Raw genomic sequence first — 12,444 nt, 5'->3', positions numbered from 1 at the left:
ACGATGGCAAGCGCCTGAACCCCGTCTCATGGCCCTTCGTAGCATGTCCCGGTGACGAGCGAACCAGAGCACACCACGACTGCGGTGTCTCTGCCCAAGCCGGAAGCGATCCTCCGCGACACCGACTGGGCCAGTCTGGAGCACCTGTGGGGTCCAGCAGGCGACGTACCCGCTTCGCTGGCGGCCCTGTGCGGTACCGATCCCGTCGTCCACGCGCGCGTCATGGACAAGGACCTCGATTGCCTGCGCCACTCAAACGGCGTCTCCCCGGCCACGGTGCCCGCGGCGTTGTTCATCGCCGCGATCCTTCCCGAGCCAAGTACCGAGGTCGAAGGGACCTACTACTCCTGGGAACATCCAGTCGGAGGGGAACGGCGCAGCCTGCTCCGTGTGGAACTGCTCGAATGGCTGGCGTCGCTGGCCTACGACACCGACGACGAGTTGTACGCCAAGCTACTGCGGCGGGGAGAGGTCTCACCGGAGATCGAGGCGGTACGGGCTCTGCGGCCACTGTTCTTCCAGGCCGTCGCCCCCTTCCTGGACGACGGCAAGCCCGCTGTGCGCCACGCGGCCCTCATGACAGCCATCTTCCTCGCCGAGCACCCCGATCTGGCAGGCCACCGCCCAGACCTAGCCATCCATGCCCGGGATCTGCTGACGACCTGCGAACGGCCTCAGTACTACCGACACAGCGCCATCGACGGCCTCAAGGCTTGGGGCGAGCCCTACGAAGACCTCATGCGCCCCACCGACGTTCGTCCGCCCCGGCCGACAGAGCAAGATGGATCGCCGTGGGGTGATGCGGTCTCCATCGACGACCAACATTCCGGCTGCAGCGACGACCCGCCCTTCTAGGCCACCCGTCTCAGGCCCAACGCACTTGCCGGGCCACGTAAGTCCGCCACTCTGGCGCCAGGTGAGGCTTGACTACTGGCCTAGACGATCATGAAGCAGCGCTGCGCGGTAAGACTTTCTCTACTTCATCAAGGCACCCGCCGCGCACGCGCGGCGCGTGCGGCCCGTCGCCCGGGCCTGCGCTCCTGTCTGCGCCCCGTTCCAGCCCGGCCGCCGACCGCACGCCTACGGCTTGGGTTGATGGGTAGCTGAGGCGGGCCTACAGGCACGGCATCCGTCACATGGCATGCGTAGCCGGGAGCGCTGCCGACTGCGGCCGGGACGGGGTGCCCAAACACGGCCAGCGGCGAGGGAAGGGGCCTCTTGCGCACGGCCGGCCGACTGCCGGGACCGAGTCAGGCCGAGCGCCGTACCCCCGCCGTCACGGATGACGGGTGCGTGAGGCGAGCGCACCACCGGGAATGGGCGGGCGGGGAGCAGCTGCTGCCGCGATGTGGTGGCGGCCGGTGTGGTCGCTCCGCGTCGGTACCGGTCTCGTCGTGGCCGACGAGCGCGTCGCCAGGGCTGTCCCGTAATCGCTGGTCACGCGTTGCCAAACGCGCTCATGCTGGCTTGGGGGTACTGGGAGTCGTCACTGGGTATCGCTGTGCAGGTCCCGGATGTACCAGTCGAGCCGTGTCCCGTCCACGCTGTGCGTGTGCTTGCCGGGGGTGAACCCCGCCCGCTGGGCGACTGCGGCGGATGCGGCGTTCTCCGGCTCTACCCGGATCACGGCCTCTTTCCCGCCCTCATTTGCCGCGTATCGAGAGACCAGGAGGACCGCGCGGGTGGCCAGGCCGCGTCCCCTCCAGGAGGGGTAGAGCCCGTAGGCGACATTCACCTGGCCGGGAGACAAGCCCTCTGCTGCGAAACGCAGGTCGATCGTCCCCGCGAGCGTCTCGTCGGCGCCTGCCCGGACGCCGAAAGCGCGGAGTGGCCCGGCCGTGTCCCACTGTTGCCGGCAGTGCCGGATGTAGGCGACGACGCCTTCGCGTGTGCCGGGACCGCCGCTGAGCCAACGAACCAGCGGCTCGTCCTCCCCTGCGAGGTGCGCCTCCGCATCGTCCAGGCGTAGCGGGGACAGGGTGATGATCCCGTCGGACATCTTGACTTCATGCATCTGGCGGTTCTTGGCGTCAGGGCTGCGTCGCGCCATCGGATTCCACGGATTGGCCTCACAGGGAGGCGAGGCTCGCGCGGGCTGCGGTCATGAAGGCGGTTTTGTGTTCCTCAAGGTGCTCGTTGACCTCGGTGTCGCCGATCTCGCGCCACACCGCTTGGTTGAGCGCGCGGCCATACGCATGGACAGGGGCATGCACGACCGGCTCGCAGAGCAGAACGAGATGCCGTTCAGCGACCCAGAGGCTGGTCATGGTGGCCGAAGCCCGGTCTCTCCAGCCTTCGTCATCGCCCCACGCCTCGGGACGGCTGTAGGCCGCCCGTTCGGCATCCTGGGCGCACGCGATGAATTCCTTGATCGTCTGCATCTGTTCTGCCCTGCGAGCCTCGGCAGTGGCCACTGCCTGTCGGCGTTCCTCCGACCGTTCAGCTGACCGCTGCGTGGCGCGCTGGGAGAGCGCCGTCAAGCCACCGCCGAGGGCGACACCCGCGAGTGAAAAGACCGGTCCCCACACTTCCACCGCCACCCGAGCGCCCCTTACGACAAGTTCTTGCGCATCATCGTGAACATAGTCCCGTATCGGCGCAGCGAGCAGTCCGGCGCCTCCACATCTACGGCCGCCCCGCCCGTAGTTCGCATCGAGAGGTCAGCCCGTGCCACAGGTGTGCCAGAAGGAGCGGCGAATCACGGGGAATGGGGGTGTCTCAAGGCCGCTCAGACCGGTACCAAGCCAAGTACCGCTCTCGCAGGTCAGTAAGCAAGTCACTCACCCCACCACGCTCCTAAAGCGGGTGTCGCAAGGTGCTGGCCGGCGCGCGTCCGGCGCTGCTGTGATCGCATCGCTGCCGAGCGTCACTCACCGCCACACAAGCTGCTGCTCAGGGCTGGTAGTCAGCGGACCTGGTGCGCTGGCTCTCGGCCGCGCTATCGTCCGTGCCATCGCGGGGGGAAGTTATGGGGTGGAAAGGCAAGGTGCCAGGCATCATGCCCTGGTGGCTGTGGCTGATCTTTTGGGCGCAACTGGCTTTTGTGGCCTGGAACGTGATCCGGCCGACGGTTCACGCCAGCCTGGCCCTACTGGGACCACTGTTCTTTGTGACCGCTCTCAAGTGGCACCAGAGCCGCGGAATTGGCAGATAGTGGCGCCAGTACTCTTCGTGTCGAAGACCTCGGCAGCACCGCCAGCCGGGTTACACGACAGCGCTGTACAGCAGTGGAGTACAGCAACCACCGCTTCCACCACCGACCGCCACCAGACCCAGACGGCCGGCTGGCGTGCCCGGCAGACCTCAGCGACCGTCGTGCCCATAGTTCGCATCGAGGGGTTCATCTGCCCGCTGCGTGTCCGTTCGGAGGGGACGCAGCGGGAACTCACGGAGAACGGCGGCGCCAACCTCGCTCCGAACCAGGTCAGGGAGTCGCCAGATCAGCAGCCATCCGCATAGGCGTCTTCCAAACTGGCGCTCCGGGAGACGAGCTCGGCGGCGCTTGACTGGGTCATTGAAACTCCAGTCCAAAGCCGCTACGCCGACCTTGACTTGTCTTTAGAACTCGCCACAGGCATCACGTAGACGCTGAAGGTTTGCCCCATGCTCATCCATCCATCCAGGCGCTGGTTCGAGTCCCAGGGCCACGGTCAACCTGTCGGGGTCATGGACCGAGATGGAAAGCCAGCCGTCTTCATGTGGGTGAAAGTACATCTCCAGTCCTCGGCTTCCTTTCGGCCAGCTGGCATCTTCACCAAAACTGAGGCACCTCAGTGCTTCCTCCCACTCTTCGAGGTGGTCAAGCCAAATGCGGGTTTCCAAACGGGCGTTCAAGAAATCCGTTGCGATCAGGCACTCAGCTCGAACCCAGGCGCGTAGGGCTTCGTGAGGCTCAACCGCGCGCAGGACGAGGGAAACGTCTCGTCCGTCAGACAGATTTATCAAGTCAACAGGGACCCACTCGTCCATCCCACTCCCCTTTGCTCGTCGCCCACCCAGAGCTTGCGTGCACGATACGGGCAGGGCCCGACGGCAGTGACGGCAGCGCTGACGGCAACGAGCGCGGACGTCGACGTACAAGTGCAGCACCTGGCGGACTCTGTAACCAAGGCGCACCCCCAGTTCACGGCGGTTGCCCGCATCTTCTAAGCGCCGGCTCCGTCGCGGCTCACATCAACGTGGACGGATGACTGCGGAGCGGGGCGGCCGGGGACCGACGATAGACCGGCTGTGCAGGCGCCTTCTGGCAGTCCATACGAGGCCTGGCCCGAACTTACAAGGCAGGTGTCGGCGACTGGAGTCCAGCTGCACCGTTAGTTCGCCACGTGGGTTCGCGCGCACCAGAGCTGGGGTTCTAGGACGTGTATCGAAAGTGGATCTTGGGTCAGGGTGAACAGCTCGATGCTCCGGGAGCCATACGGTGAGGAGGCTGTTGCTGAGAGCCGTACGACTGCGGCCCCCGCCCATCACAGCCCGCCTCTGCGCTCGCCAGCCGATCAGGCAGGCTCGAAGAACGGCTCGGGCATGGCATGTGCCACGGGCTCGGATACGGCCTGTGTCGTGGAGGGGGGCCAGAACCCGGGTTCGGTGAGGATCCGGTACAGGAGCTCAGTGGCGGTGATCTCGTAACGGTTCCACTCCCAGGTGTCCACCTGCATGGTGAGGACCGGCCATGCGTCCACCGCACCGTCGGTGACCTGCAAAAATCTCGGGCGGGCCGATGATCGGTCTGTTAGCTTCAGTTGCCCGTGACGTCGCCCGAGGAGGTGAGACCCATGAACGCGGTATCTCTGTGGGTGCTCCCCCTTGCCGTCACGGTCTGGCGATTGACGTAGGTGTCGCCGGGAGCGCCCCGACAACAAGGCACTCCCGAAAGGCACACACTCATGCACTCTCTGCAGTTCACCGCCGAGTCGTCGATGAACGGCGTGGTCGAGCGCGACTTCACCGTGGACGGGGTCCCCGGTGTTCTCTGGTCACCGGCTGCCGGTGCCGAGGCCGCGCCCCTGGTCCTGATGGGGCACGGCGGCGGCAACCACAAGAAGCACCCGGCGATGTCGGGGCGGGCCCAGCGCCTGGTGAGGGGCTGCGGCTTCCACGTCGCCGTCCTTGACGCGCCCGGTCACGGCGACCGGCCGCGCACGGCGCACGACGAAGCGGAGATCGCCGAGCTCTTCCGGGCGAGGGCGGCCGGCGAGCCGGAAGGCCCGATCGTCGTCCGCTACAACGACCACTTGGCGGCGCTGGCCGTGCCCGAGTACCGGGCACTCCTGGACGCCCTTCAGGAGCTTCCGGAGATCGGCACCGACGGGCCGGTCGGCTACTGGGGCATCAACATGGGCACCGCGATCGGCGTGCCGTTCGTGGCAGCCGAACCCCGGATCACGGCTGCGGTCTTCGGCCAGCACTGGCCCGACGTCCTGGCCGAGAAGGCGCAACAGATCACCATTCCGATCGAGTTCGATCTGCAGTGGGACGACGAGCACATCTCCCGCGCGGAGGGTCTAGCGCTGTTCGACGCCTTCGCCTCGAAGGAGAAGTCGTTGCACGTGAACTCGGGCAAGCACAAGGAGCTGCCCCGCTTCGAGGCTGACAGTGCGGTTCGCTTCTTCGCCCGGCACCTCGGCGAAGCGGTCACCGCGTCGGCCTGACGTGCGCGGTTGCGGCGCCCGTCCCGGTTGCCGGCCGGGCGCCGCAGCCGCGGCCTCGGGGAGGTCATCATGGGCGGATGCCGCATTCGCCAGTACACCTGCCCACCGCTCTCGTCGCGAGGTACCGGGCGGTCGACCGGGAGGTCGTGGGTTCCGCGCTCGTCGACACGCCGCGCCATCTCGACGCGCTGACGGCGGACATCGGCACGCACGGGATCCTGGTGCCGCTCCGCCTCGGCTTCAACGAGGAGTTCGCAACGCTCGACGGCAACCACAGGATCGCCGTGGCCATCCGGCTGGGCCTGGCAGTGGTCCCGGTGGCGTTGGCCGCGGAACCGCTGGTCCCCCGGCCCGGTCACGCGCGGCCCATGCTTCCCGAGGACCTGGCCATCCTGCGGGGCGCCCTCCTGGGCGTCTCGTGATCCAAGACGATGCGTTCCGTTCTTTGGTCTTGACTCAGCAGTAATTGGCAGTCCATGTGGCTCTTGTTTACCGTTTGCATGTAATCGTTCCAGTTGTGGCGAAAAGCCCTACTGGAGGTCACCATGACCGAACTTCCGTTTGCACGGGACGCGAGGCAGCTGGCGTCCGCCGTGTCGGGCCCGGTGCTGAGGCCCGGGGACGACGGCTACGCCGGCGAGTGCTCGGGGGCCAACCTCGCCGTGGCGCACCGTCCGCAGGTGGTCGTGGGTGCGGTGACCGCGGACGATGTGCGGGCCGCCGTGAGGTTCGCCGGGGAACACGCGCTGCCGGTCGGCGTGCAGGCCACCGGGCACGGCCCCTCGCTGCCGATGGACGAGGGCGTGCTGATCACCACGCGGCGGATGGACGGCGTCCGCGTCGACTCCGGGGCCCGGACGGCGCATGTGGGGGCGGGGGCCCTGTGGGGGCCCGTGGTCGACGCGGCGGCAAGGGAGGGCCTCGCGCCCCTGGTGGGCTCGTCAGCGGCGGTCGGCGTGGTCGGCTACACCCTGGGCGGCGGACTGAGCATCGGCATGGCCAGGGCCTATGGCTGGGCCGCCGACCACGTGCTGGCCATGGACGTGGTCACCGCGGACGGCGAGCTGAGGCGCGCCGCACCCCGCGAGGAACCGGAGCTCTACTGGGCGCTGCTGGGCGGCAAGAGCAACTTCGGCGTCGTGACCGCCATGACCTTCAGCCTGTTCCCAGTGACCCGGCTCTACGCGGGCAACCTCTTCTACGCCGGCGAGCACGCCGCGCAAGTCCTCCGCGCCTACCGCGACTTCGCGGCAGAGGCGCCCGATGAGCTCACCTCCTCCTTCGCGCTGATGCGGATGCCGGACCTGCCGTTCCTCCCGGAGTTCATGCGTGGCGCCCTGACCGTGAACGTCCGCGTCGCCTGCCTCGCGCCGGCCGTACGCGGGGCGCAACTCGTCGCGCCGATGCGGTACGCGGCACCGCTGCTCGGGGACCTGGTGACGGGGATCCCCTTCGCGGAGTGCCTGGGCATCGTCCCCGAAGGGAGCGGACCCTGGGCCGCCGTCGAGCACTTCGCCCTGCTCGACGAGCTGACCCCGCGGGCCGTCGACGCCGTCCTCGACACCGCCGGCCCGGACGCCGAGACGCTGATCGACATCGTCGACATACGCCACCTCGGCGGCGCCCTGGCCGAGCCGCCCGGGACCCCCAACGCCGTCGGCAACCGGGACGCGGACTTCGCGATGCTGACGCTGACCTTCGTCGCGCCGGGCCAGGCCGCGCGAAGTGCCGCGTCGGGCACGGAACTCACCGACCGTGTGATGACCCGGCCGGACGACCGCAGGCACCCCAACTTCCTGTCCCACACGGACGCGGTCGAGGGGCGGACGCGAACGGCGTACACCCCGGAGACCTACCGCAGGCTGGGCGAAGTAAAGGCGCGGTACGACCCGGACAACCTCTTCCGGTTCAACCACAACATCCCGGCCGCGCGATGAACCCTCACCACCAGGTCGTGGGGTAGACCTGCCGCCTCAGGCGGGAGGAGACCATCTGCACCGCGACGAGGAGCACCGTGCCGGCGGCCAGCAGCGGGACGAAATGGGTGGCGGACGGGGTGGTGAGCGTGATCATGACGGCGGTAGCCATGGCCGGCGGGTGGGGCGTCCTGAGCAGCAGCACCAGCCCGCAGGCGATGCCGCAGCCCACGACGGCGGCCCAGGGGCCGTGCCAGCCGAGGGCCAGCACCCCGAAGCACACGAGGCAGGAGAGCATGTGGCCGCCGATGACGTGGCGGGGCTGGGCGAGGGGGGACTCGGGGGTCGCGGTGACGATCGCCATCGTGGCCGCGAGCGGCGGCACGAGCACCGTCTGGTGCGTGAGCGTGCCCAGCGCCACCAGCACGGCCAGTCCGACCGAAGTCGTGACGGCCGCCGAGGCGATCGTCCGCGGGGGCAGCCGCGGCAGGTGGTGCTTGCGGCGGCGTTCGGGCGCCGGCTCCGCCCCGCGGGGCACGGCGTCGACGCTCCTGGTCGCCCCGGGCGCGTCAGTCGCCATGGGGGTGACCGGTCTCGGGGCGGAGCGGGGCACAGGCCCCCGGGGCACGCGGAATCAGCATGGGGACTCCTCGGAACCATCCCCGTATCCGGTCCACGGCGGCTCTTCCGTGACGACGGGGATCACGCCCTCGATCGTGGCGTCGCCGCACGGGACGCGTCCAAGACCGCCTTCCTATCGCTTGATCGAAGGCCTCTATCGATCCGCCCGAGGGCGCAGCCAGCCGGGGCACATGTATCCCTGCGCCGAGAATGGTCGCCATGGTCCGACTGCTGCACCTCGACCGCACGCTCGACGAACTGGACCCGCCCCGCTGGGAGGCTCCGTCCGCTGACGCGACCCATCTCGTCCGCACGGTGCACGCGTTGCGGCGCGTGCCGCTCGGCGACCTCGGCGCGGCGGATCTGCGCGTGCTGCTCACCCAGCAGGTGGGCCTGCCGTACGTCCTGCCCCTCGCGGTGCGGCTCCTCGTGGAGGAGCCACTGCTGGACGCGTGCTTCTACGAGGGGGACCTGCTGCTCGCGGCTGCCGGAGTCCCTGACGCCGCGTGGGCCGCACTGCCCGATCTCGCCGCCCGGCTGAGCGCCGTCATCGCGGGCCTGCCGAAGGCGGCGGTCGCCGGCCTGCCGCGCGGCACGGCCCAGGACCTCGTCCGTTTCGGCTCTCTTCGTCGCTAACGGACCGCGCGCACCTTGGAGATCAGCAGTCCGCCGAGCAGCGTGACGAGCGCGGTCGCGAGGTACAGGCCGGTGTAGCCGCCGAGGTGGGCGATGACGGGGGCTGCGACGGCGGGGGCGAGCACCTGGGGGCCGGAGTTGGCGATGTTGATGACGCCGAGGTCCTTGGCCCGGTTCTCGGCGGCCGGGAGGACCTGGGTCACCAGGGCCTGGTCCACGGCCAGGTAGATCCCGAAGCCGGCGCCCAGCACCGCGGCCGCGGCCATGGCGGCGGACCAGGTGTGGACGCAGGCCAGCAGGACCGCGCCGAGGGCCATGACGACGGCGCAGAGCCGGACGAAGCCCTTGCGGCGGCCGGCCCGGTCGGAGAGCACGCCCACCGGGACGGCGGTGAGCGCCGCGCACAGGGTGTAGATCAGGGTGAGGACCAGTACGCCGGTGTCGGGGTCCTCGAGGCGGACCGAGTCGGTGAGGTAGTAGAGCAGGTACAGCGTGCCCATCGCGTTGCCCAGGTTGATCAGGAAGCGGGTCAGCCAGGCCCAGCCGAAGTCCGGGTGGCGGCGCGGGCTCACCCACAGGCCGGCGACCAGGCTCCGCGGGTCGAGGGGCGGACGCAGCGCGCGGGGCAGCGCGGGTTCGCCGAAGCGGAGCACGAAGGGCAGCGCGAGGACGACGGTAAGCAGCGCGATCGTCGCGTAGCCCGAGGCGACCCCGGTGACCACGGTGGTCGTGACGACGGCGCCGATGACCAGGCCGAGGGACTGGGTGATGCCGGTCCACCCGGAGACCTCGGCGCGCTGGGCGACCGGCACCCGGTCGGCGATGGGCGTGGTGACCCCGGCGAGCATGGCGTTGAGCCCGGCCTGGGCGAGGCACCAGCCGAGGGCCACGCCGAGGACGGTGTGCTGACCGGAGGTGACCAGCAGTCCCGCCGCCCCGGCCAGCGCGCCGCCGACGATCCACGGCCGGCGGCGCCCGAAGCGGGAGGCCGTCCGGTCGGACAGGGCGCCGGCCACGGGGTTGGCGACCATCGCGACCAGCGCGCCGGCGCCGGTCACCCAGGACAGCGCCGTGTGCTTCCCGGCCGGGTCGATGTGTTCCAGCTGCAGCGGCAGCAGGATCTGGATCGGGGTCAGGAAGGCCATGAAGACGGCCAGCGTGGCCAGGCTGAGCAGGGCGGTCCAGGCCGGACGGACCCGGGCGACCGGTTCGGCCGACAGGGTGTCCGGGGTGTGGGCGGCGTCCTCACCGGTGTGGCGCATGCGGTTCCCCCTGCAGCACCCGAGAACATGAGGTCATCTCATGTTCGCGCGAGTGTAGTGCCGGGCCGGCGGGCCGCCAAGGGATGCGGGCGAATCAGGGCGCGGTGCGGCGTGCCTGCGCGATGCGCTCCCGGTACCAGTGGTAGGAGGCCTTCGGTGTCCGCCGCTGGGTCGCGTAGTCGACGTGGACGAGCCCGAAGCGCTGGTGGTAGCCCTCGGCCCATTCGAAGTTGTCCAGCAGCGACCAGGTGAAGTAGCCGCGGACGTCGACCCCGCGGGCGTGTGCGGTCTCGACGGCCTCGATGTGGCTGCGCAGGTAGTCGATGCGGGCCTCGTCCCGGATCTCGCCGCCGTCCGAGGGGTGGTCGGCCTGGGAGCAGCCGTTCTCGGTGATCCAGACGGGCGGGAGCGCGGCCCCGTACCGCGTGTCGAGACCGGTGAGCAGTTCGGTGAGGCCGTCCGGCACCACCGGCCAGCCGAAGGCGGTGCGCGGGTACGGGGGGCCCGGGACGGCCGCGTCCGGTTCCAGGATGTCGAAGGGCAGGCCGGCCTCCGCCGAGGGGGCGGCGATCCATGTGGGGTTGTAGTAGTTGACGCCCAGGCCGTCGAGGGGCGCGGCGACCACCGCGAGGTCGCCCTCGTGGACCACGCCGCCCCACGTCGGGTCGGTCAGCCCGTACGCGGACAGGTCGGGGTAGCCGCCGAGCAGCAGCGGGTCGGTGAACAGCCGGTTGTGCAGGGCGTCGTAGGCCGCGGCGGCGTCGTGGTCGGCGTCGGTGGCGCCCTCGCGGGTCCGCACCGGGGTGCAGTTGTTGGCGATCAGCACCTGCGCGGGGACGGCGGCGTGCGCGCGCAGCGCGGCGGTGGCGAGCCCGTGCCCGAGCAGCTGGTGGTGGGCGACGGGCAGCGCCTCCAGCATCAGGGCGCGGCCGGGGGCGTGGGTGCCGAAGGCGTAGCCGAACACCATGTGGACGAAGGGCTCGTTGAGGGTGATCCAGCGCGTGACCCGGTCACCGAGGCGCCCGGCGACGACGGCCGCGTACTCGGCGAAGTGGCGGGCCGTGTCCCGGTTCAGCCAGCCGCCCTCGTCCTCCAGCGCCTGCGGGAGGTCCCAGTGGAAGAGGGTCGGCGTGGGGGTGATGCCGGCCGCGAGGAGTTCGTCCACCAGGCGGTCGTAGAAGCCGAGTCCGCGCGGCTCGACGCGGCCCCGGCCCTCCGGCAGGACGCGCGGCCAGGAGATCGAGAAGCGGTAGGCGTCGATCCCGAGGCCCTTCATCAGCGCCACGTCCGCGGTGTGGCGGTGGTAGTGGTCGCAGGCGACCTCACCGGTGTGGCCGTCGCGGATCGCGCCGGGCCGGGCGCTGAAGGTGTCCCACACGGACGCCCCCTTGCCGTCCTCGGCGACGGCGCCCTCGATCTGGTACGCGGCGGTGGACGCACCCCAGCTGAAGGAGGCGGGAAGCGGGGACATCGGGATCCTCTCCTCAGTGGAGCGCGGTGAACATGAGGGTTGCTCATGTTGGATCTCGCCAACGTACACCCGATCCGGCAGAGTGGGACCATGCAGGCACATGCGAACCCGTCCGGTCCCCTCCGCCGCCGCCCCGTGCAGCAGCGCAGCCAGGAACGTTTCGACCGGATCCTGGACGCCTGCGCACACCTGCTGGACGAGGTCGGCTACACGGCGCTCACCACCAAGGAGGTGGCCCGGCGCGCGGAGGTCCCGATCGGGACGCTGTACCAGTTCTTCCCCGGCGTCGACGGGCTGCTGGGCGCGCTGGCCGAACGGAACCTGGGGCACTTCGCCGACCGGCTCGCCCGCCGGGTGGAGGCCGAACGCCCGCCGCGGATCGGGGCGATGGTGGACCTGGCGATCGAGGAGTACGTCGCGATGCGCCGCGCCGTACCGGGCTTCGGCGTGGTGGACTTCGGGGCGATCGGCCGCGAGGACCCCCGCAGCGTCCACCTCCTCGACGCGGTGCTGGAGAACAACGCGGCCGTCGCCGACCGGCTCTGGTTCCTCGTCGGCGGGCTGCTCGGCGACCAGGACCAGGCCGCCGCTCGCGTGCGGCTGCACGTCGCCCTCGAGTCCGCCGACGCGGTCCTCCGACTCGCCTTCCGCCGGGACCCCGAGGGCGATCCGGTGCTCATCGCCGAGTGCAAGCGGCTGCTGCGGGGCTACCTCGGAGGCTGACGGACGCGCCGGAGCCCCGTGGTGCCGTCAGGGGGCGTCACGGGGCTCCGGTGTGTGCTGCCGGTCGGTTGGTGTGCCGGGGTCAGCCCTTGCGGGCGGTGACCTCCTCGGTCAGCTGCGGCACGACCTGGAACAGGTCACCGACCACGCCGTAGTCGACCAGC

Annotated in this window: 13 protein-coding genes; 6 read left to right on the top strand and 7 right to left on the bottom strand. The window is 70.0% G+C overall.

From position 1 onward, the window contains the following. Positions 1-51: 51 nt before the first annotated feature. The gene (locus ACFV3E_RS42555; RefSeq protein WP_500541320.1) at positions 52-855 is read left to right on the top strand and encodes a hypothetical protein; all 804 of its coding nucleotides are present in this window, start codon (positions 52-54) and stop codon (positions 853-855) included. Positions 856-1,486: 631 nt separating this feature from the next. Here the strand turns inward: ACFV3E_RS42555 and ACFV3E_RS42550 are convergent. From ACFV3E_RS42550 to ACFV3E_RS42535, 4 genes are all read right to left on the bottom strand, one after another. After that, on the bottom strand, positions 1,487-2,050 hold the full coding sequence (locus ACFV3E_RS42550; RefSeq protein ID WP_500541318.1) for a GNAT family N-acetyltransferase: 564 nt from the start codon (positions 2,048-2,050) through the stop codon (positions 1,487-1,489). A 19-nt stretch (positions 2,051-2,069) separates the two neighbouring features. Then, the gene (locus tag ACFV3E_RS42545) at positions 2,070-2,540 is read right to left on the bottom strand and encodes a hypothetical protein (protein WP_384048825.1); all 471 of its coding nucleotides are present in this window, start codon (positions 2,538-2,540) and stop codon (positions 2,070-2,072) included. 1,018 nt (positions 2,541-3,558) lie between these two features. Continuing rightward, positions 3,559-3,969 (bottom strand): DUF5959 family protein, encoded by a 411-nt coding sequence (locus ACFV3E_RS42540; RefSeq protein WP_500541315.1) that lies wholly within the window; start codon positions 3,967-3,969, stop codon positions 3,559-3,561. 527 nt (positions 3,970-4,496) lie between these two features. Then, positions 4,497-4,682, bottom strand: a complete 186-nt coding sequence (locus ACFV3E_RS42535; protein ID WP_500541313.1) for a hypothetical protein — start codon at positions 4,680-4,682, stop codon at positions 4,497-4,499. A gap of 204 nt (positions 4,683-4,886) precedes the next feature. Here ACFV3E_RS42535 and ACFV3E_RS42530 point away from each other — a divergent pair, with 204 nt between their 5' ends. The 3 genes from ACFV3E_RS42530 to ACFV3E_RS42520 all read left to right on the top strand — a co-directional run bounded on the left by ACFV3E_RS42530 (position 4,887) and on the right by ACFV3E_RS42520 (position 7,588). Continuing rightward, complete coding sequence (locus tag ACFV3E_RS42530; protein ID WP_500541311.1) at positions 4,887-5,651, top strand: alpha/beta hydrolase family protein; 765 nt, start codon at positions 4,887-4,889, stop codon at positions 5,649-5,651. Between the two features lie 77 nt (positions 5,652-5,728). Continuing rightward, positions 5,729-6,073: a ParB N-terminal domain-containing protein gene (locus ACFV3E_RS42525; protein ID WP_500541309.1), complete on the top strand. Its 345-nt coding sequence runs from the start codon at positions 5,729-5,731 to the stop codon at positions 6,071-6,073. A 123-nt stretch (positions 6,074-6,196) separates the two neighbouring features. Continuing rightward, on the top strand, positions 6,197-7,588 hold the full coding sequence (locus tag ACFV3E_RS42520; RefSeq protein WP_500541307.1) for an FAD-binding protein: 1,392 nt from the start codon (positions 6,197-6,199) through the stop codon (positions 7,586-7,588). A 4-nt stretch (positions 7,589-7,592) separates the two neighbouring features. Here ACFV3E_RS42520 and ACFV3E_RS42515 read toward each other — a convergent pair whose 3' ends face one another. Then, positions 7,593-8,147: an HPP family protein gene (locus tag ACFV3E_RS42515; RefSeq protein WP_500541305.1), complete on the bottom strand. Its 555-nt coding sequence runs from the start codon at positions 8,145-8,147 to the stop codon at positions 7,593-7,595. 260 nt (positions 8,148-8,407) lie between these two features. Between ACFV3E_RS42515 and ACFV3E_RS42510 the strand changes: the two genes are divergently transcribed. Further along, the gene (locus ACFV3E_RS42510; RefSeq protein ID WP_500541303.1) at positions 8,408-8,824 is read left to right on the top strand and encodes a contact-dependent growth inhibition system immunity protein; all 417 of its coding nucleotides are present in this window, start codon (positions 8,408-8,410) and stop codon (positions 8,822-8,824) included. Here the strand turns inward: ACFV3E_RS42510 and ACFV3E_RS42505 are convergent. Next, on the bottom strand, positions 8,821-10,086 hold the full coding sequence (locus tag ACFV3E_RS42505; protein ID WP_500541301.1) for an MFS transporter: 1,266 nt from the start codon (positions 10,084-10,086) through the stop codon (positions 8,821-8,823). The two genes, ACFV3E_RS42510 and ACFV3E_RS42505, sit on opposite strands and share 4 nt — an antisense overlap. 94 nt (positions 10,087-10,180) lie before the next feature. Then, positions 10,181-11,557: a GH1 family beta-glucosidase gene (locus tag ACFV3E_RS42500; RefSeq protein WP_500541299.1), complete on the bottom strand. Its 1,377-nt coding sequence runs from the start codon at positions 11,555-11,557 to the stop codon at positions 10,181-10,183. A gap of 90 nt (positions 11,558-11,647) precedes the next feature. Here ACFV3E_RS42500 and ACFV3E_RS42495 point away from each other — a divergent pair, with 90 nt between their 5' ends. Next, positions 11,648-12,280, top strand: coding sequence for a TetR/AcrR family transcriptional regulator (locus tag ACFV3E_RS42495; protein WP_500541297.1), 633 nt, complete (start codon positions 11,648-11,650; stop codon positions 12,278-12,280). Positions 12,281-12,444 lie beyond the last annotated feature (164 nt).

Origin of the sequence: Streptomyces sp. NPDC059718 (genome assembly GCF_042733315.1) — a bacterium.
Taxonomy (GTDB): domain Bacteria; phylum Actinomycetota; class Actinomycetes; order Streptomycetales; family Streptomycetaceae; genus Actinacidiphila.
Note: the sequence above shows the minus strand (reverse complement) of the source record. Positions and strands in the feature narration are given on the sequence as shown.

Coding starts and splice junctions, on each gene's coding strand:
- ACFV3E_RS42520 (WP_500541307.1), top strand. CDS start 6,197: ATGACCGAACTTCCGTTTGCACGGGACGCGAGGCAGCTGGCGTCCGCC.
- ACFV3E_RS42500 (WP_500541299.1), bottom strand. CDS start 11,557: ATGTCCCCGCTTCCCGCCTCCTTCAGCTGGGGTGCGTCCACCGCCGCG.
- ACFV3E_RS42495 (WP_500541297.1), top strand. CDS start 11,648: ATGCAGGCACATGCGAACCCGTCCGGTCCCCTCCGCCGCCGCCCCGTG.
- ACFV3E_RS42530 (WP_500541311.1), top strand. CDS start 4,887: ATGCACTCTCTGCAGTTCACCGCCGAGTCGTCGATGAACGGCGTGGTC.
- ACFV3E_RS42510 (WP_500541303.1), top strand. CDS start 8,408: ATGGTCCGACTGCTGCACCTCGACCGCACGCTCGACGAACTGGACCCG.
- ACFV3E_RS42525 (WP_500541309.1), top strand. CDS start 5,729: ATGCCGCATTCGCCAGTACACCTGCCCACCGCTCTCGTCGCGAGGTAC.
- ACFV3E_RS42540 (WP_500541315.1), bottom strand. CDS start 3,969: ATGGACGAGTGGGTCCCTGTTGACTTGATAAATCTGTCTGACGGACGA.
- ACFV3E_RS42515 (WP_500541305.1), bottom strand. CDS start 8,147: ATGGCGACTGACGCGCCCGGGGCGACCAGGAGCGTCGACGCCGTGCCC.
- ACFV3E_RS42550 (WP_500541318.1), bottom strand. CDS start 2,050: ATGGCGCGACGCAGCCCTGACGCCAAGAACCGCCAGATGCATGAAGTC.
- ACFV3E_RS42505 (WP_500541301.1), bottom strand. CDS start 10,086: ATGCGCCACACCGGTGAGGACGCCGCCCACACCCCGGACACCCTGTCG.